The following is a 24171-nucleotide window of genomic DNA, read 5'->3' as shown; positions in this document are numbered from 1 at the left end:
CTCAGAGAGAACAGCCATGCTCGATACCAATATCAAGGCCCAATTGAAGGCCTACCTCGAAAAACTCCAGCGCCCGATCGAACTGGTCGCCTCGCTCGACGACAGCGCCAAGGCGCAGGAAATGCGCGGCCTGCTGGTCGACATCGCCGAACTATCCGACAAGGTCAGCCTGCGCGAAGACGGCACCGCCGCCTTGCGCCCGTCCTTCGCCATCGGGCAGCCCGGCGAAGCTGCGCGCATTACCTTCGCCGGCATCCCGATGGGCCACGAATTCACCTCGCTGGTCCTCGCCCTGCTGCAAACCGGCGGCCATCCGCCCAAGGTTGACGCGTCAGTCATCGAAGCGATCAAGGCCCTGCCTGGCACCTTCAATTTCGAAACCTTCGTCTCGCTGTCCTGCCACAACTGCCCGGACGTCGTACAGGCGCTCAACCTGATGGCAGTGCTCAACCCCGGCGTGACCAGCACGATGATCGACGGCGGCATGTTCCAGGGCGAAGTCGAGCGCCGCAAGATCATGGCCGTACCGACCATGTTCCTGAACGATGCCGAATTCGGCGCCGGCCGCATGACCATCGAAGAAATCATCGCCAAGGTCGATACCGGCGCCGCTGCCCGCGATGCTGAAAAAATTAACGCCAGAGAAGCCTACGACGTGCTCATCGTTGGCGGCGGCCCGGCCGGCGCTGCGGCAGCCATCTACGCCGCCCGCAAAGGCATTCGCACCGGCTTGCTGGCCGAGCGTTTCGGCGGCCAGGTCATGGACACGCTGGCCATCGAGAACTTCATCTCGGTCAAGGCCACCGATGGCCCCAAGCTGGTCATGGGTCTCGAAGAACACGTCAAGGACTACGACGTCGATGTCATGAACCTGCAACGCGCCACGCAATTGATGCCCGGCGATCTCATCGAGATCAAGCTCGAAAATGGTGCCTCGGTGAAAAGCAAATCCGTCATCCTCGCCACCGGCGCCCGCTGGCGCGAAATGAACGTGCCCGGCGAGCAGGAATACCGCGGCAAGGGCGTCGCCTACTGCCCGCACTGCGACGGCCCGCTGTTCAAGGGCAAGCGCGTCGCGGTGATTGGCGGAGGCAACTCCGGCGTTGAGGCGGCCATCGACCTCGCCGGCATCGTTGGCCATGTCACGCTGCTCGAATTCGACGGCCAGTTGCGTGCTGACGCGGTGCTACAGAAAAAACTGCACAGCCTGCCCAACGTTGCGGTGATCGTCAAAGCGCTATCGACCGAAGTCACCGGCAACGGCGAGAAGGTCAATGGTCTTGTTTACAAGGACCGCGACACCGACGAAGTAAAGCGCATCGAGCTCGAAGGCATCTTCGTGCAAATCGGCCTGTTGCCGAACACGGACTGGCTCAAAGGCACACTCGGCCTGTCCAACCGCGGCGAAATTGAAATCGACGCCAAGGGCCAGACCTCGGTGCCGGGCGTCTTTGCCGCCGGTGACTGCACGACAGTGCCCTACAAGCAGATCATCATCGCCATGGGTGCCGGTGCAACAGCCTCGCTCGCCGCCTTTGATCACCTGATCAGGACATCCGCCCCGGCCTGATTCAAGCTCTGACGTTCGAAGAAAAGGCCCGCCGAAAAATGGCGGGCCTTTGTCATTGTGGTGGAGAATGCCCCCCCCGGCGCCCGCTAACGAATGCGCCGCTTGATCTCCCCATCGCACGAATTCGCCATGGCCGAGAAGCGGGCATTGACGATACGGGACTTGCCCTTCTGCACCTTATCCACGGCCGTCTTCATATTGTCGTAGATGCCGCGCCGAGGAATGCCGCCCAAGGCCGCAAACGAACGGGTATGGGCATCAAACAGCATTTCGTGGCCTTGCGTCGGGTAGGCCTGAACCACAAAGGCCCGACTGGCACAGAACTTCAGATGCGAGGCGAGAATCTTGCGCCAGACACCACCGATCACCAAATGCTCTTCGCTCCAGTCGAACTGGAAGGCTTCGCCTAATTCAAAGTGGAGCGGAACGAAGGCTTTGCTGACCGCCGCGCCACCATCGGAACGCCAGCGCCGGATGAACTCAGTGACCCGGCAGTAGGTGCCCGTAAATCCGGCCGCCTGCAATTCACCAAAGAGTTTCAGCGCCGTACGCCGATCCCGTTTCGGGCGCCGAGCATCCGTTTCCAGCGCCTTGATGAGTCGCGCCGCATAGGGCGCAATCTTGACGTTCGGGTTCTCCCGTTCGTACTTCGGCTCCGTGCCTTCCGGCGTCCGTAACCAACGCTTGACGGTGTTCCGGCTATACCCCGTCTTCCTCGAAATCTCGGATAGCGACACGCCATCCCGGTAAAACAACCGCCGAATCCTTCCCAGATCCTTCATGGTGATCATCTCCTAAAATCCTGCTCAAAAAATGAGCGGACTAGTTAATCACCCTGGTCAATTTTCAGCGCGCACAACCTCGCTTTTCTGGTCAGTTTTCAACGAGCGTCAACATAGGGCCTCCCGGAGAACTGGCGACGTTATTTCCTGAATTGGCATTTTCCCGATGCGCGGATAGAGGTTGCTTTTAAACGCCCCACGAAGTTTCTCCAAGTAGGAGATAGAAACGTTTTTCCCTTTTGCATCTAGCATCGCAGTTGCGACTGCCTCGAAGGTATTTCCGGTAGCAGCATGTAATTTCGCTTTAGCCACTACGCGCTCAGTGACAGGGTCACGGCCGGCCGCTAGGGTTTCGCGAACTCTCTCAGCTTCCTTCCGAGCCTTAGCCAGCGACATTTGCGGATAGATGCCGAGTTGTATCGTACGTTCCTTGCCATCTCGAGCCGAACGCAGTTGCCAGTATCTGGCATCGTTTGGATAGACCACAAGGCGTAGCCCTTTCCCATCCGGCAAAATCGTGGCCTTGTCCGAGTGGGGCTTCGTCTGCTTAATCTGCAAGTCAGTGAGTCGTTCAGCCTGTCTGCGAGTCATGCTTCCCCCTTAAACGGGTGAGGAAAATACGGGTGAAAGATCCTTACCCGTATTACTACCCGTTTCAGTTGGGGATGACAAGGAATGACATGAGACAACCTGAAAACAAAAAAAGCCCGGAAACCTCAACCTAAGAGGATTTCCGGGCTTTCGTGATACGGCGTGAATCATGTTACTGGTGGTGATGGGCAGAATTGAACTGCCGACCTGTGGGTTATGAATCCACCGCTCTAACCAACTGAGCTACATCACCACGCTTGAGGGCGCGGATTATAGGTTGCCGTGCTTCGTCGGTCAACCGAATTTGCGGTCGGGTATAATGCCGAACTTTTCTGCCGCATTTCACCCTAAGCGGCACTCACTGTTTCGCGAAGTATTGCCCATGCCTAAAAAATTGTTCATCCGCACTTTCGGGTGCCAGATGAATGAGTACGATTCGGACAAGATGGCCGACGTGCTCAACGCCTCTGAAGGCGTTGTCAAAACCGACAACGTGGAAGAAGCCGACATCATCCTGTTCAATACCTGCTCGGTGCGCGAAAAAGCGCAGGAGAAGGTTTTTCACGACCTCGGTCGGGTGCGCCACCTGAAGCAGCTCAACCCCAATCTGGTGATTGGCGTGGGTGGTTGCGTCGCCAGCCAGGAGGGCGACGCGATTGTCGCCCGCGCGCCTTACGTCGATATCGTTTTCGGGCCGCAGACGCTACACCGTTTGCCGCAGCTGATTGCCGAGCGCAAGGCCAAGGGCAAGGCTGCCGTCGATATTTCCTTCCCGGAAATCGAGAAATTCGATTCGATGCCGCCAGCTGAAGTAAAAGGCGCCTCGGCTTTCGTGTCGATCATGGAAGGGTGCTCGAAGTTCTGCACCTTCTGCATCGTGCCTTACACCCGAGGCGGTGAAGTGTCGCGACCGTTTGACGATGTGCTGACCGAAGTGGCCGGCCTGGCCGCCAACGGTGTCAAGGAAGTGACACTGCTCGGCCAGAACGTCAATGCCTACCGTGGCGACATGGCGGAGACCGAGGAGAAGGCCGATCTGGCGTTGTTGATCGAGTACATCGCCGAAGTGCCAGGCATCGAGCGCATTCGTTACACGACCTCGCATCCGCGTGAAATGTCGGATCGCCTGATCGAAACCTACCGCAATGTGCCGAAGCTGGTGTCGCACCTGCATCTGCCGGTTCAGGCCGGCTCGGACCGCATTCTGGCGGCGATGAAACGCGGCTACATGGCGATCGAGTACAAGTCGATCATTCGCAAGCTGCGCGCGGCGCGGCCCGATATTTCACTGTCGTCGGATTTCATCATCGGTTTCCCGGGCGAGACGGACGAGGATTTCGAGAAGACCATGAAGCTGATCGACGATGTCGGTTTCGACAGTTCGTTCTCCTTCATTTACAGCCCACGCCCCGGCACGCCGGCGGTGGAGATGGAGGATTCGACACCGGCCGAGGTGAAATCCGCCCGCTTGCTGCGCCTGCAAAAACGCATCGATGAACAGGCGCAAGTCATCAGCCAGGCCATGGTCGGCAGCATCCAGCGCGTACTGGTTGAAGGCACGTCGAAGAAGGACGTGCTTGAGCTGGCCGGGCGCACCGACAACAACCGCATCGTCAATTTCGCCGGCAATCTCCGCCTGATCAACACCTTTGTCGATGTCCGCATCACGTCGGCCCTGTCGCACAGCCTGAGGGGCGAAATTGTCATCCGAGAAGGCTAATGGCTTGAAAGCAGGAGCGGCCAGCAAGCCGGCAGCGAAAGCCAAGCCAGTGGAAATTGCGCTAGCGCCGGTCGACAATGTTTTATTGGCAAATCTGTGCGGCCCGCTCGATGAAAACATCCGCCAGATCGAAACCGGTTTCGATGTCGTCATCAAGCGCCGCAACGAGCGTTTTTCGATTTTTGGCGAAAAATCCCGGTTGACCGCGGAGGCCCTTCAGCACTTCTATGGCATGTCCCGCGAGATGCTGACGGTCGATGAAATCCAGCTCGGCCTGATTGAAATGCTCAACACCCCGGTGCGCCGCATTTCGCGCAAGGCTGAAGGTCCGGTCGATGGCCCGCAACTCGTCACCCGCAAGACTGAACTGCATGGCCGCACGCCTCGTCAGGTGGAATACCTGAAGTCGATACAGGAACACGACATCACCTTCGGCATCGGACCGGCCGGCACTGGCAAGACGTATCTCGCCGTCGCCAGCGCAGTTGATGCCTTCGAGCGCGACCTGGTCGAACGCATCATCCTGACCCGTCCGGCCGTTGAAGCCGGCGAGCGACTCGGCTTCCTGCCCGGCGATCTGGCACAGAAAGTTGACCCCTACCTGCGCCCGCTTTACGACGCACTGTACGACCTGATGGGCCACGACCGCGTCAGCAAGCTGTTCGAGAAGAATGCCATCGAAATTGCGCCGCTCGCCTTCATGCGCGGCCGCACGCTGAACCACGCCTTCATCATTCTCGACGAGGCGCAGAACACGACGCCAGAGCAGATGAAGATGTTCCTGACCCGCATCGGCATTGGCGCCAAGGCCGTCGTCACCGGCGACCTGACCCAGATCGACCTTCCCAAGGGACACAAGAGCGGACTGCGCGAAGCCCGCGACATCCTGCAAAACGTGCGCGGGCTGGCCTTTACCGAATTTCAGAAAGAAGACGTGGTGCGTCATCCGCTGGTCGCCCGCATCGTTGCCGCCTATGAAGCCAAAGACAAGCAATCGACTTAACCTCTCCGTGCAATACGCTTGTCACCGTGAAGGCTTACCCTTGCGGGCGGATTTCGTGAAGTGGGCGCGTGCCGCGCTGGTTGGCGGTGGCGAAGTGACGATCCGTCTGGTCGATGCCGACGAAGGTCAGACGCTGAACAACGAGTATCGCGGCAAGGACTACGCGACCAACGTGCTGTCCTTTCCGTACGACACCGAGCCGGTGGTGATGGGCGACCTGGTCATCTGCCCGAGCGTCGTGGCTCGGGAAGCAGCCGAGCAGAACAAGCCGCTGGCCGCCCATTACGCGCACCTGACGGTGCATGGTATGCTGCATTTACAGGGTTGGGATCACGAAAATGACGATGATGCCCAAGCCATGGAAAACGAAGAAAAGGAAATTCTTGCTGCGATGGGTTATCCGGATCCTTATCTGGCCAGCTCCGCCGCCTAAATATTATGGATAGTGACAGTAAACCGAGTTTCATCGAACGACTGACCTCCCTGCTGCTGCGCGAGCCTGAAGACCGCGAGCAGCTATTGGAAATTCTGCACGGCGCCTACCAGCGCAACTTGATGGATGCCGACGCGCTGACCATCATCGAAGGCGCCCTGGCCGCCTCAGACACGCGGGTCACTGACGTCATGGTGCCGCGCGCCCAGATGGGCGTGATCGACGTCGACGACCCGATGAGTGAAATAGTCCCCGTCGTGATTGAAGCTGCCCACTCGCGCTTTCCGGTGATCGATGGCGACCGCGACAAGGTGCTGGGCATCCTGCTCGCAAAGGATCTGCTGCGCGTCCAGATCGAACCCGATTTTGACCTGCGCGACTGGCTGCGCCCCGCCGTTTTCATCCCGGAATCCAAGCGCCTAAACGTGCTGCTGCGCGAATTCCGCGTTTCGCGCAATCACATGGCCATTGTCGTCAATGAATATGGCGGCGTCGCCGGCCTGGTCACCATTGAGGACGTACTGGAGCAGATCGTTGGCGACATCGAGGACGAATACGACTTCGACGAAGCGCACGACAATATCCGCCTCGATTCAAGCGGCCGCTACCGGGTCAAGGCGCGTACCGAAATCGAAGATTTCAACGAAGCTTTCGCTACCACCTTCTCCGACGAGGAGTTCGACACCGTTGGCGGTTTGGTGCTGCGCCATCTCGGGCGCGTGCCGAAGCGCAACGAGGTGATGGATATCGACGGCGTTCGCATCCAAGTGCTGCGCGCCGACAGTCGCCGACTCTACACCTTGCTGGTAACGCCGCCGCCCAAGCCACACGTCAGTGCCGAAGCGCTTACTGGCTAACGGCGGGCTGGCGCACTATGCAATCGCGGCGACCATCGGGGTCGTCGGCGTTGCCTGCTTTGCCCCGTTCGGCCTTTACTGGCTGGCACCGCTGGTCTGGTTCGGCCTGTTTCAATTGCTGCGCCAGGCCGCGACGACGCGCCAAGCCACGCTCACCGGACTCAGCTTCGGCCTCGGCTTCTTTCTGACCGGCGTCTCGTGGGTTTATGTCAGCCTCTCGGTATTCGGCGGCATGCCATGGTGGCTGGCCGGGCCGGCGGCTTTTCTGTTCTGTACGGTGATGGCGCTGTTTCCGATGCTCGCCAGCTATCTTTTCAAACGCTGGCAGCCGGATGCGCACTGGCGACAGGCCCTGCTCTTCGCGACGTTGATTGCGTCGGCCGACTGGATAAAAAGCTGGCTTTTCACCGGTTTTCCCTGGCTCACCGTCGGCTACTCGCAAGCCGCCCCCAGTCCGTTGGCCGGTTTTGCCCCCGTCTTCGGCGTCCATGGCCTGTCGCTGCTGGTGGCTTTGAGCGGCGCGCTTCTGGTGCGCTGGCGGATCGGGATCCCCTTTGCTGCGCTACTCGCCGTCGGCGGCTTCGGCCTGCAGCAGGTGGCGTGGACAACGCCGTTCGGCGAACCCATCAGCGTTGCGCTGGTGCAGGGCAACGTCCCGCAGGAAATGAAATTCCGGCCGGAAGCGTTTTTCCGCACGCTCGACCTCTATCGTGAACTGATCACGCAGAACCCGGCGCACCTGACCGTGCTGCCGGAAACGGCTATCCCCGTTTTTATCGACCAGATCCCCAGCGAATTCCTCGATGACCTGAAAGCCTTGGCCAAACGGCAGAATGGCGACATCATTTTCGGCACGCTGACCGGCGATGGCGAGCATTACTACAACAGCGCCGTCAGCCTCGGCACGTCGCCGCTACAGGTTTACAGCAAGAATCATCTGGTGCCCTTCGGCGAATTCATTCCGGCCGGCTTCGCCTGGTTCATGGCGTACGCCCACATTCCCATGTCGTCGTTCACGCGTGGCCCGGAAGTGCAGACGGCGCTGGCTGTCGCCGGCCAGCACGTGGCGGCCAACATCTGCTATGAAGACGTGTTCGGCGAAGAAATCATTCGCGCCCTGCCTCAGGCCGGCATCCTGGCCAACCTGTCCAACACCGCATGGTTCGGCCATTCGCTGGCGCAGCCGCAGCATTTGCAAATCGCCCAGATGCGCGCCGCCGAAACCGGCCGGCCAATGTTGCGCGCCACCAACACCGGCATGACCGCCATCATCGACGTCCAAGGCCATGTCAGCGCCGCTTTGCCCGCGTTCCAGACCGGTGTTCTGCGTGGCGAAATCCGCGCCTACGAGGGCATCACGCCCTACGTTCGCTTCGGTAACTGGCTGGCGCTGGCGATGATGCTGGGGACGGGATTGCTCGGCTTGTCGGGCAAGCGACCTGCCAAGCGCTGACCGGGCAGTGCCGACCCGCCAGTCGTATCCGGATTTCTGATTTTGACGATTTTTTCCGGTTGACCGCGGTCATGCTGCACCGCGTCCCCCGGCAGGCGCCCGCCGCGCTATGATGCTTAAAATAATAATTTGGGAGAGTCGGCCAGATGCACATGAGCGTCCACAGCCGTATCTGGGGCATGGTTGGACTTTTCGTCTTTTCCCTGCTCTTGACCGGCATTCTCTATGTCGCGAGCGAACGCCAGACGCTGCTCGCCGAGAAAAAGCTCAAGACCCGCCAGCTCGTCGAACTGGCCGTCAGTAGCGCACGCCACTACTACCAGCTCGGCCAGTCCGGCCGGATGAGCGACAGCGATGCCAAGGCTGCCGCGCTGCAAAGCATTCGCGCCATGCGCTACGGCGGGGGCGAATACTTCTGGATTCAGGATGCAAACACGCCGGTCATGATCATGCATGGCACCCAGCCAAAACTGGATGGCCAACGACTCGACGTTCCACAGATGCCCTTTATTTCTGCCATGCAGGCCGGCACCGAGGCCAATGGCGCGCTACAGACGGATGAGCGCAGGCCGGCATTGGTCACTGCCGCAAACCAGTTGGCCAACACCGCCGGCGGCGGATTTATTACCTACGACTGGCCGCGCATGACGGCCAATGGCCCCACCGAGGAGCGCTACCCGAAACTATCCTTCGTCGAAAAATTCGAGCCCTGGCACTGGGTCATCGGCACCGGCATTTTCATTGATGACATCGACGCCGCAGTCAAGGAGTCGGCCCTGCATCATCTTGGCCTGTTGGCCGTCATCGGCTGCATTCTCGCCATCGTCGCGGCGTTTTTGGCCAACAGCGTCGTTCGCCCATTGCGCCAGGCAACTGCCCGCTTGCGAGCCATGAGCCGGGATACTGCGAAACTCGCCCCCTTGCCCAGCGAACGAAATGACGAAATCGGCGCGCTGATCGCCGGCTACAACCAGTTGCAGGCAGCCCTGCACAAGCATGAAGAAGAACTTCGCCTAGCAGCCAGCGTCTTTGACAATGCGCAGGAAGGCATCTTGATTACCGATGCCCAGGCCAACATCATCCAGGTGAACCCCTCCTTCAGTCGCCTGACCGGCTATTCGGCGGCGGAGGTCATTGGCAGGAATCCACGCTTGCTTGCCTCTGGCAAAACGCCCCCGGAGACCTATAGAGAGATGTGGTCAGCCCTCAAACAGGGCCAAGCGTGGCATGGTGAGCTCATCAACCTGCGCAAGGATCGCAGCGAATTCGTCCAGATGGAGTCCATCGCGCCGGTTCTCGGTTCCGACAATAAAGTCAGTCACTTCATTGGCGTCATTCAGGACATCACCGAGCAAAAAGCGCTGGCGAGGCAGCTTGAAGAAGAAGCGCATCGCGACTACCTGACCGGGCTGGCCAACCGGCGCTATTTCATCGCGCAAGCGGCGCTTGAGCTGGCGCGCGCCCGACGCTACAACCATCCATTTTCCGTGGCGATGCTCGACCTCGATCACTTCAAAGCAGTCAATGACAACTACGGCCATGAAACCGGCGATCAACTCCTGCAGCTCATGGCCACCAAATGCCTGGAGGTATTACGCGACTCTGATCTGATCGGTCGCTATGGCGGAGAGGAATTCGCCATTCTCTTCCTGCACCTGTCGGCAGAAGAAGCCCTTGAAGCGGCCGAACGTCTGCGTGAAGAAATCAGCCATATCGAGGTCAGCGGTCCGAACGGTGAGCGCATCCATATCACCGCCTCAATTGGTGTCGCTGAACTATCGCCAGGCGACCGCAACATTGACGCCTTGCTGAGCCGCGCCGACCAGGCGCTCTACGAGGCCAAGAATGCCGGGCGCAACCAGAGCTGTCTCGCCCTGATCAATGAAGGGCCCAAATGTTAGGCATCAACACATTGCGAATGACTGACGCCAGCCCGATGCCTCGACTTCACGCCCACCAGTTTTGCAACCCCACCACGTTGACTACACGAAATACCAGAGGAGGCAAGCCATGAGCCCCATCGTCCGCACCGAGGCGCGTAGCGCCGACCTTGGCGAAGGCATGCTGGTTCGCCGAACGCTGCCCACCCGCCAGCAGCGCATGATTGGCGCCTGGTGTTTTCTCGACCACGCCGGCCCGATCAGCTTCGCCCCGGGCAAGGGCATGCATGTCGGCGCCCATCCGCACATTGGCCTGCAAACCTTTACCTGGCTGATCGATGGTGAAGTACTGCATCGCGACAGCCTGGGCAACGAACAGATCATCCGCCCCGGCCAGGTCAACCTGATGACTGCCGGGCGAGGCATCGTTCATACCGAAGACTCGCTCGCCGATGGACAACGGCTGCATGCGGCGCAACTATGGATCGCTCTCCCGCCGGACGAGCAGGAATGCGCCCCGGATTTCGCGCACTATCCCGATCTGCCGCAATGGCAGATCAATGGCGCCTACTGCACGCTACTGGCTGGCAGCTACGGCGAACACACCGCCCCCGCCCGCTTGTATTCGCCACTCATGGGCCTGGACATTCGCAGCGACACCGCAAGCGAGGTCACGCTGGCGCTCGACCCCGCATTCGAATACGGACTGCTACCGCTGGAAGGGGAGGTCGGCATCGATGGCGAACGCTTCCAGATCGACCAGTTCGCCTACCTCGGCCGCGACCGGAGCAGCCTGAACATGCAACTGGCTGCGGGCACTAAAGTGCTGCTGCTCGGCGGACTACCGTTCGAACAGCCGGTGCTGATGTGGTGGAATTTCGTCAGCTTTAGCAAGGCGACCATTGCAGAAGCGCAAAGCCAGTGGGAAAGCGGCGATCCCCGCTTTGGCGAGGTCGGCGACCGCCCCGGCCCGCGCTTGGCGGCCCCGCCATTACCTTGGCGCGGCGAATAACGGTCAAGACCGCTTCTCGCTGCCCGCTCTGGATGGACGATATGGGCGCGCAAGCTGACTGCACTGGAGCGCTGAAAGGCGTCAATAACGAAATTTCAAAATCGGGCAATTTTTCCGGTTGACCGCGGCAAGGCGTTTTTTTGCCTTGAACCGTCGTCCATACTAGCCGCACGTGGTGGTTGCCTTAGGCGACCGATGGCGCATTTATTGGAGCTTGCGCAGCTCGGCGGCAAACATTTGGCGGGAAGCATCCAGCATGTCCCCGCTGCGACGGTAATAGGTCTCCATGTCAAACTGGTCTACGCCACGGACACTGGTATCGGTTTGAGTGGTTTGAACCGCCATGCCGGTAGTGTTGAAGGTTTGGGTACTGGTCTGGCCTTTGACGGTGGCCGTTTCTGCCACCAATCGCACATCAGACACCAAAGGCTGTTTGAGCTTGATGACCATGAGCTCGGGCTGGGTGGTACTGACGAAACGGTACGAGGTGTCATTGGCGTGCAGATGGTGCAGATTGGCCCCGCGGGTAGACGCCACCGACAGGAAACTGCGGCCTGACGTTTTGAGCGCGGCAAAATCCACCACCATGTTGACCGACACCAGATGCACCTCCTGATTGAGGTCATACGTCATCATGACCTCCTTCATGCGGGTGTTGGTGCCAAAGGTAAAGCCCAGCCCCTTCAAAAAATCAGCCCGATCAGGATTATCCATGTACAGCGGCATGCCGGTTGGCGCAATGAACACGGACTGGGAATCACTGGTGTCTGTTAGCCAAGGGGAGGCATGCTGGGCAGGCGCCAACTCGCCATAATTCTTGGTGGCCTTGAGGCGCTCAAAAGGCACCACTTCGATCCCCATCGCGGCGAAATCCTCCGCAGTTTGGGTGTAGAGTTTGTCGACCACCTGCTGCAGGCGCGCCACATCGGGCTGGGGGATTTTCATCGACTTGGTGGCATCGCGTGCTGTGCCGTGGTACTGGCTCCCCCCCATGGCGGTGACTTCCTTGAATAAAGCGAATTCAACACTGAAATTGACGATACCAATTTTCTTGATGTTCTTGAAATTGCTGCCCCGCACCGCCTCCACATACCGGACGGACTGGCTGGCAGCGGGGGCTGCGAACTGATACGGCGGAAACTTGTTGCTGGTGTCTTCTTCGAATGCAGCATCCTGCTTCGCATCGGCTTTGGCCCTGCCCTCGCTGACGGCTTTGCTCAGGTCGCTTATCGCATCGAACAACCCGGCCTGCGCCGGAAACGACAGGGCTGCGCCCTGCACTACCGCAACTATCAAGAGTGCACGGCGGCTTGACCGGCGCGCAGCAGCGCGCCGCGTCGATGAGATAGAAGCTTGAAACATGCAAACGACTCCTGTGTTGAGGTTACGTGCGACCAAGCCTATAGCGAGCCGCTTGAATGAGGGCTGGCCAATATTTTTCCATAATTTTTGGGTACTGAGTTCACGCCCGCCACTGCAGCCCAAGCGCAATGCGGAACACCTGTCTTGGCCTTGTGTCTTCGGCACCAATCAACGCGCTGAATGCCGTCAGGATAGTGACAGCATGCTCATATATCATCACTCACTTGCTTCATTGATTCCCTCCTCCAAAGGGCTTTTCCCCATCGGGTCACCCGATGGGGATTTCTTTTGGCCTTGCATTGATCCGGCGAGGTAAATGGCAGTCAGCCATGCTGCCGGCTACTGACGGGGCATAGGACAGGAGACAGTTCTTGTATCAACGAAAACCGGCCAACTACCTCCTGCCCATCTTGCTGTCGATAGCATGCGGCGCCATGGCCGACAGTTCACCGCCAGGTGCTGCCGAGGCAGCCAGCGAAGAAGGCTGGGCCTTCAAACTGACCCCCAGTTACTACAGTACGACGCATGAGGCTGCGGCAACCGATCTCAACTTGCGCGCAAACCATGGCCCACACGCGCTCTGGCTGGGCTACTACAAGCGCAGCAACGACTTCGAACAAACGCGAACCGGTTATGAATACACGGCCCAATATTCGTTGCTACAGATTGTCCCCTCGTTGCAACTAGCCTCACACGGCTTTGCCGGCGGCTCGCTCAATCTCAAAATAGGCGATTCGGTCTATGGGTTGCTCGGTTTTGGGCGGACCAACACGAAGGATTACTACAACCTGAATTTCGACCCCAACGATTCCATCGTCTTTGGTCTGGGCACATGCCTGCTGCCCAACACCGATCTCTCCTTGTTTTCAGTCGCGGATGACCGCCTGCATACCGGCCAGAAAGTCACCCATCTGGTCTGGCGTCTGACACCGGGCAGCGGGGAGCGCTGGACAGTGGATCTTTCAAGCAAACGCGGACGACTCACGCCCGACGACAATGTGGTCTCCGGAAAAGCAATATCACTGACCTACGACCACAAGGCGGTGTTCGTCAGATTGGCTTATGACCGCAAGGTGAATTTCAGCAACGATGATCAGACCCGTGTTTCGCTGGGGCTACGATTTTAATCCTGCGCGCCGCAAGGTATTAATCCGCCGGATGATGCCGTTACAGGCAGGCCGATGCGGAGCAGAAAAGCGTAACTCGCACCCTAGCCGCCACTCAGCGCCTGAACGATGACCACCTCGTCGCCGGACTGCATCGCCAGCACCAACGAATCCGCCGACACCCCGTTAACGAAAATGCGAATATGGCGGCGCACCCTCTGTTGCTCGTCGATCACGCGAAAGCGAATACCGGGATACTGCCGATCCAGATCGAGCAGCACCTCATCCAGCGTTGATCCGCCAGCCTCGGCCTGGCTGCTTTGGGTATACGAGCGCAAAGCGCTCGGGATCAGCACTTTCATGAGCTTGTCCGGTTAGATAACGACCGCTTCCACCGCGTAGATTTCCGGCAGATGTTGGGCGATGCACGCCCAATTTTGGCCCTCGTCACGGCTCATCCACAGCTCGCCGCTGGTCGTGCCAAAGTAGAGACCCACCGGATCATGGCTGTCGCAGCCCATCGCCTGTCGCTTGACGGTCCACCACGCCTGCTGTCTGGGCATGCCGGCATCCTGACGTTGCCAGGTTTCGCCGCCGTCTTGCGTCATGTAGACCGCCGGTTTGCCGTCAGGACTGGTGCGCGGCCATACCTGCGTGCCATCCATCGGAAAGACCCAGGCCGTCTTGTCGTCACGCGGGTGCACCGTCATCGTAAAACCAATGTCGCCGACGTCTGCGGGCATGTTTCTGCCGATGCGAACCCAGGTCTCCGAAGGACGGTCCAGGCGATAAATGCCGCAATGGTTTTGCTGGTAGATACGATCGGGATTGCTCGGACACATGCGCAGACAATGTGGATCGTGAAACATCGGGTTTGCGGCATCGAAACCGTAACCCTCCACCACGTTCATGCCCGCGATGAGCACCCGCCACCTCTCGCCGCCGTCCACGGATTCGTGCACGCCGCCGCCTGACATGCCGAAGTACAGATGCCGCGGATCACGCGGATCGACGATGATGGAATGCAGCTTGGGGCCATCGGGGGTGCCGTCCTTCTCGCTCCCCATCCACTCGCGATATTGCGGATCGTCATTGATACTTGAGAACGCGGCCCAGGTCGCGCCGCCATCCGCCGAACGGAACAGCCCTTGCGGCGAAGTGCCGGCGTACCAGACCTTGGGTTCAATGCTGTGCGCAGGGGTCAGCCAGAAGGTGTGATCCACCGTGCGGCCTGTTTCGCTCTCGGGTGCCTTGGCAAAAGCAGGTGGCTGCGCCGCTTCCTGCCAGGTTCGCCCCCAATCGATGGAGCGGAATATGGTCGGCCCCAGGTGGCCGGTTTTTGCCGCGGCCAGCAAGGTCGTTTTATCACGCGGATCGAGCACCAGATGGCTGATGATATGGCCGAGAAAATGCGGGCCATCGACCGCCCAGCTTGCCCGCATCGCGTCAGCACGAAATATCCAGGCACCTTTGCGCGTCGATACCAGCAGTGCAGTCGTCGTCATTGCTTTTCTCCTTTGGTCGGCTCCAGTTAAAGAAAAACCTTGCTACCGAACTTCGACTGTTTGCGTGGCGTTGGTTCCCGCCTTGAAAGCCAATTTTTACCGTGCTCTTTTCGATGGCAGGGGAGCGCGAGGACGCCATCACGTCGATGCGGAAATGTCGATTTTGGCCATTTTTTCCGGTTGACCGCGGAATCGGGAATCCAGCCGGCGCCGAGCCTCGATCAAGGCCCGGCAAACGGCCATCAGTCCCGGTGATCCAGCCACCAGGTCATCCCCTGCACATTGAGTTCAAGATCGGTGGCAAGGATGTCGAGGATGGTCGTTTCCGGCAGCGTGCAGCCGTGAGTGCGGAGTTCGGCCAGCAGGTAGGCGGTGAGTGCCTGCTTGGCCGCTTCGTGGCGGGTTTCGCCATCGTTGGCATGGGCTTCAGCGATGGCGACATGAGCGTCGAGGCGGCGATGCAGGTCGGCACCGCGCGCCGGCACGTCGTGCACTTGCGCGTAGTGGGTCAGGTACATGGCATGCAGGCCGTAGCCCAGCAGGCGGTCGATGGAGGCGCGCATTTCGACCGGGTCAAATTGCGTCGGGCTGGTGGTCGGCATGATGAACTGACGGCCATCGACATCGAATTCACGGTAGGAGAGGCCAAACATGTCACCGGTAAAGATGGCGTCGCCCTTGCGGTCGATGATGCAGATGTGGTGCTTGGCGTGTCCCGGGGTGTCGATCATCAGCAGTTCGCGACTGCCGAGTTGCAGGGTCAGGCCTTCGTGGGCGTCGATAATGCGCTCGGCGGCGATGGGCAGAATGTCGCCATAGACCGTATCGACGTATTCCTTGCCATAAACGGCGGTGACGCCGGCAACCAGCTTGGATGGCTCGGCCATGTGGCGGGAGCCGCGCGGATGCACGACCAGCTTGGCATTGGGGAATTCGCGCATTAACGCGCCGGCGCCACCGGCGTGGTCGAGGTGGATGTGGGTGAGAATGACGTAATCGACGGCATCGCGGCCCAGACCAAGCTTGTCGAGCGCAGCGACGACATTGGGCAGCGAATCGTTGCTGCCAGTGTCGATGAAAGCCACGCGACCGTCATCGACAATCATGTGGATCGCAGCCAGGATGGGGCGCACGTAGCCGGCGTCGAACGCGATGATGCCGTTGCCGTATTCTCTCCAGTCGAACATTTCCATACTCCTCCGTATTGATGCAGGCGATTATACTGGCGACTTTGCGATTTCAAAGGGCATAGCCATGACGCATTTCCTGGCCGACGATGGCGAGAAGATCCACGTCAAGATTTCGGGCGAAGGATCGCCGCTGATCCTGCTCCATGGCTGGACGTCCAGCAGCGATGAATGGTTCCCCTTCATGGCCGAACTGAATGCGAAACACCGCGTTTATCGCTGGGACGCCCGTGGCCACGGTGGCCACACGCTGGCCCACCCCGGCTCGGCGACCGTTGAGCGCATGGCACGCGACCTGCGGAACCTGATCGACCATTACCAAATAGCCCATGCCACCGCCACCGGCCACTCAATGGGCGCGCTGACGCTGTGGCAATACCTGCGCGACCACGGCACGCACGGTCTGGGCAAGCTGTGCCTGATCGACCAGTCGCCCAAGCTGTTGACGGCCGACGACTGGGAACATGGTATTTACGGGGATTTTGGGGCCGATCGCAACAGCGAATTGGTCTCTTGGCTGCGTGACGACTTTGCCGAAGGCGTGCTCAAGCTGACGGCACATGGCCTCAACAAGCGAGCCGAAGAGAAATACCTGCAGAATGCTTCGGGCTGGCAACGCTCGCGCGCTGCGCTGCAGTCACAGAATCCGGAACCGCTGATCAATTGCTGGCTGAGCCTGACGGCTGCCGACTATCGCGATGTGCTGGCCAATATTCCGCTACCAACCCTGCTGGTCTATGGCGGCGAGAGCAATTTTTATCATTCGTCGACCGCGCAGTATGTGGCTGACAACATCCCGAATGCCGTGCTGCGCATTTACGAGGGTACTGACCATTCGCCGCACCAGTGGCAGCGCGAGCGATTTGTCCGGGAGTTGATAGCGTTCATCAACGCCCCGGACTGAAGGTTTGGATCAGGTCGTCCGCACGTGCTGGACGGCTTGCTCCAGACGTTGCTTCTCGGCCAGAACCTTGTTGGCGTAGCGGCGTGCCGGATCGGTGATCGCCCCGCCGAACTGTTGCAGGCCGTTTTCCAGCCCGCCATTGCGACGAATCGATTCCTGCAGGACCTTGGCACCAACCTGAACGTTGATCACCGGGTTAAGGAAGGCCGATTGATCGGCGTCTTCCGGCAACTTGTCCTGGTGGTAGCGCGGCATGACCTGCATCAAGCCCTTGGCGCCAACGACGCTTTCCGAGAACGGATTGAAGCGCGATTCGATACCGATAACGGCAATGATCAACAGCGGATCAAGGTGCAACTGGCGTCCGGCCGTCTGCGCCGTGGCGAAAATTGGCTGGAGCGCGTCGGGAGCAACGTGATAGCGGCGCGAAACGTAATTCATCGCGGTACGCATGCGGGCACTGAGCGCCTCGGAGGTCGGATCGATCTCGTCGACATCTGCTTCCGCGTCGAGCACCACGTCTTCGCTCTCCGGCATCAGCAACTTCAAACCGTCGAGCATGGTGGGATTGCCACTCTGCACACCGACCAAAGCCAGCACAAAAAACACGCCGGCAAACATCAGGAACTTCTGAAACATTGAAGACGCAGCAGCGGAAAGCCGCAACATCGATGAGGGAAAAACTGTTGAGGTAAACATGCGACCTCCTTCACTGTTGCCACTGTCAAAAAGCATCTTCGACAGCGAACGGTTACAGGGGGTACGACATCGGTGATGGCCAGACTTTCAGCTCATCAAACTCCAAAGCCAGACTGCAAGATTGCTCAGGAAACCGATGCTGCACCGCAGCAATAACCACAGTCTATTGATTTATATGGCCTTTGTCAATCGAGACCCAAACAGACAAGGACTAGAGTGTTGCATCGCCGCAACACCCCCTCATCCGCGACAGGGCGCAAAGCCGCTAAAAACCGGGCTATTTCGCCGGTTTTCGAAATTTCATTTTCGGGTGTTTTTTCCGGTTGACCGTGGGACCGTTCACCGCAGCCCCAGGCACCGATATTTCTATGGCATCTTCAGATGGTTGCCAAAAACCTGTCGCAATTTCTTCGCTTTGGGTGCGACCACGGCAACGCAATAACCCTGCTCCGGATTCCGGCGAAAATACTGGTGGTGATAGTCCTCGGCAACAAAGAAGGTGGAAGCGGGGGTGATTTCAGTCACGATGGGGGCGCCCCAGATGCCCTCGCCGTTGAGGCGGGCAATCACCGCCTGCGCCACGGCCTGCTGGTCAGCATTGTGAAAAAAGATGGCCGAGCGGTATTGCGTGCCGGTGTCGTGGCCCTGCCGGTTGAGCGTCGTGGGGTCATGAATGGTGAAGAAAGCCGCGAGCAATGTCTCAAAATCGATGACAGCCGGGTCAAACTCGACTTGTACCACTTCGGCGTGTCCGCTGGCACCGCTGCACACCGACTCGTAAGTCGGCTGCGGACCCTGTCCGCCCATGTAGCCTGGCAGCACCGAAATGACGCCGGCCAATTGTTCGAATGCGGCTTCAGTACACCAAAAGCAACCACCCGCCAGGGTGACTTTTTGTGTGATGGTCGTTTCGTGCATGCTTGTTCCCGTTAATTATCCAGATACCCTGAAGACAGTATGCCGCAGCCTTCGTTCCGCGCCATCAGTAGCAAAAGCAAGTAAAATCATGAGTCTCCGAACATCACCGATTGCATCCGATGAGCACCGCCAAAAAACCAAGCTTTCAGGAAATCATCCTGCGCCTGCAGCAATACTGGAGCGGCAAGGGCTGCGCCCTGCTCCAGCCTTACGACATGGAAGTCGGTGCCGGCACCAGCCACACCGCCACCTTCCTGCGCGCCATCGGCCCGGAACCGTGGAAAGCCGCCTACGTGCAGCCGTCGCGCCGCCCGAAGGATGGACGCTACGGCGAAAACCCGAACCGGATGCAGCATTACTACCAGTTCCAGGTCGTCCTCAAGCCGGCCCCGGACAACATCCTGGAACTTTACCTCGGCTCGCTCGAAGCCCTCGGTTTCGACCTGAAGAAAAACGACGTCCGTTTCGTCGAAGACGACTGGGAAAACCCGACGCTGGGTGCCTGGGGCCTGGGCTGGGAAGTCTGGATGAACGGCATGGAAGTGACGCAATTCACCTACTTCCAGCAGGTCGGCGGCATCGACTGCAAGCCGATCACCGGCGAAATCACCTACGGCATCGAACGCCTCGCCATGTACCTGCAAGGCGTCGAGAACGTCTATGACCTCACGTGGACGGAAGGCCTGACCTATGGCGACGTCTATCACCAGAACGAAGTCGAGCAATCGACCTACAACTTCGAGCATTCCGATGTGGAATTCCTGTTCCATGCATTCGGCGCGCACGAGAAGCAGGCCCAGCACCTGATGGGCGCCCAATTGGCCCTGCCGGCTTACGAACAGGTGCTGAAAGCCGCACACACCTTCAACCTGCTCGACGCCCGCGGTGCCATTTCAGTCACCGAGCGCGCTGCTTATATCGGCCGCATCCGCAATCTCGCCCGCGCCGTAGCGCAAGCCTACCTCGACAGCCGCGCCCGCCTCGGCTTCCCGATGGCCCCTCAGGCATGGGCAGCCGAAGTCCTCGCCCAGATTGAAAAGAAAGCTGCCTGATATGTCGTCCAAGAATTTGCTCGTTGAACTGTTCGTCGAGGAACTGCCGCCCAAGGCGCTGAAAAAGCTGGGTGAAGTCTTTGCCCAGACGCTGGCCCAACATTTGAAAAACGCCGGTTTATCCGGGTTGACCGCAGCGGTCACCGCTTTTGCCTCGCCGCGCCGCCTGGCCGCGCACGTCACCGACGTTGCTGCTGTCGCCGCCGACAAGGCGGTCGTCCAGAAGCTGATGCCGGTTGCTGTTGGCCTCGATACCGCCGGTAACGCCACCCCGGCCCTGCTCAAGAAGCTCGCCGCCCTCGGCGCTGATGCCTCCTGTGTGCCAAACCTGCGCCGCGAAAACGACGGCAAAGCCGACATCCTGTTCTACGACAGCATGGCCAAGGGCGCCACGTTAGCCGAAGGCTTGCAAAAAGCCCTGGAAGCTGCGCTCGCCGCACTGCCGATTCCCAAGGTCATGACCTATCAGTTGCAGGACGGCTGGAGCAGCGTCAATTTCGTCCGCCCAGCGCATGGCCTCGTCGCCCTGCACGGCAGCGACGTTGTGCCGCTCGCCATCCTCGGCCTGACCTCTGGCCGCGAAACGCATGGCCACCGCTTTGAAGCGGCGGTTGATCCAGTCGTCTTCGCCCATGCCGACGAATACGCCGCCAAGCTGGCGACTGACGGCGCCGTGATTGCCTCGTTTGCCGAGCGCCGCGCCGAAATCGCCCGCCAGCTCGAAGCCGCAGCCGCCAAGGCCGGCGGCAAGCCGATCGACGACGACGCCCTGCTTGATGAAGTGACCGCGCTGGTCGAACGCCCGAACGTGCTGATCGGCCAGTTTGAAGAAGAATTCCTCGCCGTGCCGCAGGAATGCCTGATTCTGACCATGAAGGCGAACCAGAAATACTTCCCGCTGCTCGATGCGGCCGGCAAGCTGACCAACAAGTTCCTCGTCGTCAGCAACATCAGCCCGGAAGATGCCTCGGCCGTGATCGGTGGCAACGAGCGCGTGGTCCGGCCGCGTCTAGCCGACGCCAAGTTCTTCTTCGACCAGGACCGCAAGAAATCACTGGAAAGCCGCGTCGCCGGCCTCGGCAAGGTCGTTTATCACAACAAGCTGGGCACGCAAGGCGAGCGCGTACAGCGTGTGGCTGCGATTGCCCGTGCCATTGGCCAGCAACTCGGTGGCGAAGGCTTGGCCATGCAGGCCGAAAAGGCGGCGGTTTTGGCCAAGGCCGACCTCGTCACCGACATGGTTGGCGAGTTCCCCGAGCTGCAAGGCATCATGGGCCGCTACTACGCGCTGCATGACGGCCTCGCCGCTGAAGTGGCCGACGCCATTGAAGACCACTACAAGCCACGCTTTGCCGGTGATAGCCTGCCGCGCGGGCAAGTCGGCACCGTCGTCGCGCTGGCCGACAAGCTGGAAACGCTGGTCGGCATGTTCGGCATCGGCCAGATTCCGACCGGCGACCGCGACCCCTTCGCGCTGCGTCGCCATGCGCTAGGCACCATCCGCATGCTGGCCGAAGGAAATTTGGATTTACCGCTAAATTCCCTGTTGACCGTAGCAAGCAGCGCCTTTGCTGCCATTGAAGGCTTCAATGGCGCGGAAGCAGCGCTGGCCGATTTCATTTACGACCGCTTGGCCGGCAGCCTGCGCGAGCAAGGCTACACGGCACAGGAAGTCGATGCCGTCGTCTCGCAACGGCCGCAGCGACTGGGTGACATTCCGAAGCGCCTCGCCGCTGTCCGCGCCTTTGCAGCGCTGCCGGAATCCGCTGCACTGGCCGCCGCCAACAAGCGCGTCAGCAACATCCTGAAGAAGGTTGAAGACAGCGTCGATGCCTGGGTTGATACCGCCCTGCTCAAGGAAGCAGCCGAAGTTGCATTGCACGCCGCGCTGGTTGATGTCGTACCGCAAGCTGACGCGGCCTTCGACACCGGTGATTACACCGAATCGTTGCAGGCCCTGGCCGCTTTGCGCGCGCCGGTCGATGCATTTTTCGATGGCGTCATGGTCAATGCCGACGATCCCGCCCTGCGCGCCAACCGTCTCGGCCTGCTCGCCAAACTGCATGCGGCGATGAACAAGGTCGCAGACATTTCCAAGTTGTCCGCTTAAAACCGGAAAGGCCGCCATGCCCAACAAGCTCGTCATCCTCGACCGCGATGGTGTCATCAACTTCGACTCGGCCCAGTTCATCAAGAACCCGGCCGAATGGAAGCCGATCCCCGGCAGCCTGGAAGCCATCGCCCGCCTCACCCAGTGCGGCTACAAGGTGGTTGTGGCGACCAATCAGTCAGGCGTCGGACGCGGGCTGTTCGACATGGAAATGCTGAACCATATCCACACCAAGATGCACAAGGCCGTGGTCGCACTGGGCGGGCGGATCGACGCCATCTTTTATTGCCCACACCCCGCCGACTCCAAGTGTGAATGCCGCAAGCCCAAGCCGGGCATGTTCAAGCGGATCTCCGAGACATTGAACGTCGACCTCAATGGGGTGCCGGCCATCGGCGATTCGCTGCGCGATCTGCAGGCATGTGCCGCCTATGGCTGTCAGCCGATGCTGGTGATGACCGGCAAGGGCGAAAAAACCAAGGCTGACGGCGATCTGCCGGAAGGCACGCAGGAGTTTAAGGATCTGTCTGCGGCGGTCGATGCCATCCTCCAGGAAACGACACCATGAAGGCCGTTCGCTCCACGCTGTTCATGGCCTATGCCATCGTCTGGTCGATTTTGACCGCACCGCTCGTGGTCATTGCTGCGCTGGCCCTGCGTGGCCTGTGGGGCTACCGCTTCGGCAAACTGTGGCGCCTTGGTATCCAGTTCGGTGTCGAGAACATTCTCGGCATCCGCCCCAAGGTGATCGGTCTTGAAAACATGCCGAAAGAGCCCTGCGTCATTCTCGCCAAACACCAGTCGGCGTGGGAGACCATGACATTGCAGGACACCGTGCCGAGCGGCGCCTACTGTGTTTTCGTGCTGAAAAAGGAACTGCTCAAGGTGCCGCTCGTTGGCTGGGGGCTGGCCGCGATGAAAATGATTTCCATTGACCGCGCGGCCGGCAAGGATGCGCTGGATCAGGTCGTCATCCAGGGCCGCGAGCGTCTCAAGCAAGGCTTCTACGTCATTCTCTTTCCGGAAGGCACGCGCGTTGCGCCAGGCCAAAAGAAACGTTTCAAGCCGGGCGGCGCCTATCTCGCCACGCATGTTGGCTGCAAGGTCGTGCCAATTGCCCACAATGCCGGCGAGTTGTGGCCACGTCAGGCTTTCCTGAAGACCCCGGGCACCATCACGATCAGCATCGGCCCGGCTTTCGATGCGACCGGCATGACCGAGGCGGAAGTCAATCAGCGCGCCGAAGCATGGATCGAAGACGAGATGCATCGCATGTCGCCGCACCGCTATTCGGATGCCCAGCACAACGCTACCTGAGTCCGCTCGCAGCATCGTCATTGCTGGCCAGGCTGTAGCCTACCAGCTCAAGCGCAGCCAGCGACGCACCATCGGCCTGGCCATCGATCACCGCGGCCTGCGGGTGGGCGCACCGACCCGTGCCCGCATCGGCGATATCGAAAATCTGATTCATCAGCATGGCCAATGGGTGCTCGACAAGCTGGCCGCCTGGCGCGACCGCCCAAGCCCAGACAAGCTCGACATCACCGATGGCACAGTCATTTTTGTTCTGGGCGAAGCGCTGACTGTGGCCATTACCGACCTCGGCCGGGCGCACTGGCAATTCGGCCCCGGCACGATTTACCTGCGCCCGGATGCGAAACACCATGCCAGTCAGTTGCTGGAACGCGCCTTGCGCGACAAGGCTCGCGACATCTTTGCGGAACGTCTGGCCATCCATGCGCCGCTACTCGGCGTTGCCATGCCGGTGCTCCGCCTGTCCTCTGCCCGCACGCGCTGGGGCAGTTGCAATCATCGAGGCGACATTTCCCTGAACTGGCGGCTGATCCTGATGCCGCTGGCGATCATTGATTATGTCGTTGCCCACGAACTGTCCCATATCCGGGAAATGAACCACAGCCCACGCTTCTGGGCCGTCGTTGAACAACTCTGCCCGGACTGGCGCCATCGCCGCCTTGAACTTCGGCGACTCGCCCGCAGCCTTCCACACTTCTGACAGCGCTCGCCGG

General features: G+C 59.8%; 22 protein-coding genes, 1 tRNA gene and 1 pseudogene. 15 read left to right on the top strand and 9 right to left on the bottom strand.

The genetic code is table 11. The features are described 5' to 3' along the window. Positions 1–16: 16 nt before the first annotated feature. Complete coding sequence (ahpF, locus tag IPJ12_14860) at positions 17–1570, top strand: alkyl hydroperoxide reductase subunit F (protein ID MBK7648386.1); 1554 nt, start codon at positions 17–19, stop codon at positions 1568–1570. 122 nt (positions 1571–1692) lie between these two features. On the opposite strand, the pseudogene IPJ12_14855 reads toward ahpF, so the two are convergent. The 3 genes and pseudogenes from IPJ12_14855 to IPJ12_14845 form a co-directional block, all read right to left on the bottom strand. Then, positions 1693–2361, bottom strand: a pseudogene (locus tag IPJ12_14855) (IS21 family transposase). Between the two features lie 99 nt (positions 2362–2460). Next, positions 2461–2943 carry an integrase arm-type DNA-binding domain-containing protein gene (locus tag IPJ12_14850; GenBank protein MBK7648385.1) on the bottom strand — a complete coding sequence of 161 codons (483 nt, stop codon included), beginning with the start codon at positions 2941–2943 and terminating at the stop codon, positions 2461–2463. A gap of 176 nt (positions 2944–3119) precedes the next feature. Continuing rightward, positions 3120–3196: transfer RNA gene (locus IPJ12_14845), tRNA-Met, on the bottom strand. 129 nt (positions 3197–3325) lie between these two features. Here IPJ12_14845 and miaB point away from each other — a divergent pair. From miaB to IPJ12_14810, 7 genes are all read left to right on the top strand, one after another. Continuing rightward, positions 3326–4663 (top strand): tRNA (N6-isopentenyl adenosine(37)-C2)-methylthiotransferase MiaB, encoded by a 1338-nt coding sequence (gene miaB / locus IPJ12_14840; GenBank protein ID MBK7648384.1) that lies wholly within the window; start codon positions 3326–3328, stop codon positions 4661–4663. Further along, positions 4644–5666 carry a PhoH family protein gene (locus IPJ12_14835; GenBank protein MBK7648383.1) on the top strand — a complete coding sequence of 341 codons (1023 nt, stop codon included), beginning with the start codon at positions 4644–4646 and terminating at the stop codon, positions 5664–5666. Before miaB ends, IPJ12_14835 begins: the two co-directional genes overlap by 20 nt. Next, positions 5638–6099: an rRNA maturation RNase YbeY gene (gene ybeY, locus IPJ12_14830; GenBank protein MBK7648382.1), complete on the top strand. Its 462-nt coding sequence runs from the start codon at positions 5638–5640 to the stop codon at positions 6097–6099. The genes IPJ12_14835 and ybeY overlap by 29 nt, the downstream gene beginning before the upstream one ends. Before the next feature lie 5 nt (positions 6100–6104). Next, positions 6105–6956: a CBS domain-containing protein gene (locus tag IPJ12_14825; protein ID MBK7648381.1), complete on the top strand. Its 852-nt coding sequence runs from the start codon at positions 6105–6107 to the stop codon at positions 6954–6956. Then, positions 6934–8409, top strand: a complete 1476-nt coding sequence (lnt, locus tag IPJ12_14820) for an apolipoprotein N-acyltransferase (GenBank protein MBK7648380.1) — start codon at positions 6934–6936, stop codon at positions 8407–8409. The genes IPJ12_14825 and lnt overlap by 23 nt, the downstream gene beginning before the upstream one ends. 152 nt (positions 8410–8561) lie before the next feature. Further along, positions 8562–10310 (top strand): diguanylate cyclase, encoded by a 1749-nt coding sequence (locus IPJ12_14815; GenBank protein ID MBK7648379.1) that lies wholly within the window; start codon positions 8562–8564, stop codon positions 10308–10310. 109 nt (positions 10311–10419) lie between these two features. Then, the gene (locus IPJ12_14810) at positions 10420–11301 is read left to right on the top strand and encodes a pirin family protein (GenBank protein MBK7648378.1); all 882 of its coding nucleotides are present in this window, start codon (positions 10420–10422) and stop codon (positions 11299–11301) included. Between the two features lie 204 nt (positions 11302–11505). Here the strand turns inward: IPJ12_14810 and IPJ12_14805 are convergent, their stop codons facing one another. Next, entirely contained in the window at positions 11506–12699 is a 1194-nt protein-coding gene (locus IPJ12_14805) for a hypothetical protein (GenBank protein ID MBK7648377.1), read from the bottom strand. A 335-nt stretch (positions 12700–13034) separates the two neighbouring features. Between IPJ12_14805 and IPJ12_14800 the strand changes: the two genes are divergently transcribed. Beyond that, a complete protein-coding gene (locus tag IPJ12_14800) occupies positions 13035–13790 on the top strand; it encodes a hypothetical protein (protein MBK7648376.1) in 756 nt (251 codons plus the stop codon). 83 nt (positions 13791–13873) lie between these two features. On the opposite strand, the gene IPJ12_14795 is transcribed toward IPJ12_14800, so the two are convergent. The 3 genes from IPJ12_14795 to IPJ12_14785 form a co-directional block, all read right to left on the bottom strand. Then, positions 13874–14131 carry a MoaD/ThiS family protein gene (locus IPJ12_14795; protein MBK7648375.1) on the bottom strand — a complete coding sequence of 86 codons (258 nt, stop codon included), beginning with the start codon at positions 14129–14131 and terminating at the stop codon, positions 13874–13876. Between the two features lie 12 nt (positions 14132–14143). Next, positions 14144–15274 (bottom strand): glycosyl hydrolase, encoded by a 1131-nt coding sequence (locus IPJ12_14790; GenBank protein MBK7648374.1) that lies wholly within the window; start codon positions 15272–15274, stop codon positions 14144–14146. Positions 15275–15516: 242 nt separating this feature from the next. After that, a complete protein-coding gene (locus IPJ12_14785; GenBank protein ID MBK7648373.1) occupies positions 15517–16461 on the bottom strand; it encodes an MBL fold metallo-hydrolase in 945 nt (314 codons plus the stop codon). A 67-nt stretch (positions 16462–16528) separates the two neighbouring features. Here IPJ12_14785 and IPJ12_14780 point away from each other — a divergent pair, with 67 nt between their 5' ends. Continuing rightward, positions 16529–17365: an alpha/beta hydrolase gene (locus IPJ12_14780; protein MBK7648372.1), complete on the top strand. Its 837-nt coding sequence runs from the start codon at positions 16529–16531 to the stop codon at positions 17363–17365. A 9-nt stretch (positions 17366–17374) separates the two neighbouring features. On the opposite strand, the gene IPJ12_14775 is transcribed toward IPJ12_14780, so the two are convergent. Beyond that, complete coding sequence (locus IPJ12_14775) at positions 17375–18064, bottom strand: transglycosylase SLT domain-containing protein (protein MBK7648371.1); 690 nt, start codon at positions 18062–18064, stop codon at positions 17375–17377. 366 nt (positions 18065–18430) lie between these two features. Then, positions 18431–18982 (bottom strand): peptide-methionine (S)-S-oxide reductase MsrA, encoded by a 552-nt coding sequence (gene msrA, locus IPJ12_14770; GenBank protein MBK7648370.1) that lies wholly within the window; start codon positions 18980–18982, stop codon positions 18431–18433. A gap of 119 nt (positions 18983–19101) precedes the next feature. Between msrA and glyQ the strand changes: the two genes are divergently transcribed. Genes glyQ through IPJ12_14745 form a run of 5 tightly spaced genes read left to right on the top strand, consistent with a single transcriptional unit; the run spans position 19102 to position 24158 of the window. Continuing rightward, entirely contained in the window at positions 19102–20034 is a 933-nt protein-coding gene (gene glyQ, locus IPJ12_14765; protein MBK7648369.1) for a glycine--tRNA ligase subunit alpha, read from the top strand. A gap of 1 nt (position 20035) precedes the next feature. Then, complete coding sequence (locus IPJ12_14760) at positions 20036–22144, top strand: glycine--tRNA ligase subunit beta (protein MBK7648368.1); 2109 nt, start codon at positions 20036–20038, stop codon at positions 22142–22144. Positions 22145–22160: 16 nt separating this feature from the next. Continuing rightward, positions 22161–22712 carry a D-glycero-beta-D-manno-heptose 1,7-bisphosphate 7-phosphatase gene (gene gmhB, locus IPJ12_14755; GenBank protein ID MBK7648367.1) on the top strand — a complete coding sequence of 184 codons (552 nt, stop codon included), beginning with the start codon at positions 22161–22163 and terminating at the stop codon, positions 22710–22712. Next, positions 22709–23461, top strand: a complete 753-nt coding sequence (locus IPJ12_14750) for a 1-acyl-sn-glycerol-3-phosphate acyltransferase (GenBank protein ID MBK7648366.1) — start codon at positions 22709–22711, stop codon at positions 23459–23461. Before gmhB ends, IPJ12_14750 begins: the two co-directional genes overlap by 4 nt. Beyond that, on the top strand, positions 23439–24158 hold the full coding sequence (locus IPJ12_14745) for a M48 family metallopeptidase (GenBank protein ID MBK7648365.1): 720 nt from the start codon (positions 23439–23441) through the stop codon (positions 24156–24158). The genes IPJ12_14750 and IPJ12_14745 overlap by 23 nt, the downstream gene beginning before the upstream one ends. Positions 24159–24171: the final 13 nt, after the last annotated feature.

The organism is Betaproteobacteria bacterium (genome assembly GCA_016709965.1).
Lineage (GTDB): Bacteria > Pseudomonadota > Gammaproteobacteria > Burkholderiales > Rhodocyclaceae > Azonexus > Azonexus amarohabitans.
This window is presented reverse-complemented; position numbering and strand designations above follow the sequence as displayed.